Annotated in this window: 1 protein-coding gene; it reads left to right on the top strand. The window is 63.6% G+C overall.

Translation table 11 applies throughout. The features are described 5' to 3' along the window. Positions 1-241: Zn-ribbon domain-containing OB-fold protein (locus ACZXDY_RS46525; RefSeq protein ID WP_464350106.1), on the top strand; the 241-nt coding region annotated here is incomplete at its 5' end. Between the last annotated feature and the right edge of the window lie 108 nt (positions 242-349).

Genomic DNA, 349 nt, shown 5'->3' with positions numbered 1-349 from the left:
GGCGAGCGGCAAGGGCACACTCTACAGCTACGTCATCAATCACCGTCCCGCTGCGCCCGGCTTCACGCCGCCTTACGCCATTGCGGTGGTCGAACTCGACGAGGGCCCGCGCATGATGAGCAACATCATCGACTGCCCGCAGACGCCGGAAGCGCTCGAGCTCGACATGAAGTTGGAAGTCGCATTCGAGAAGCTCGACGACAAGATCACGCTTCCCTTGTTCCGTCCGGCGAAGGGTTAAAGCGATGCGCAGGAACCAGGTTGCCGTCGTCGGCGCGGCCGAGACCACCGAGCTCGGCGTCATCCCCAACATGTCGCAGCTCCAGCTCCACGCGGATGCGGCGCTCAA

The organism is Bradyrhizobium sp. LeoB3, assembly GCF_055456055.1.
Note: the sequence above shows the minus strand (reverse complement) of the source record. Positions and strands in the feature narration are given on the sequence as shown.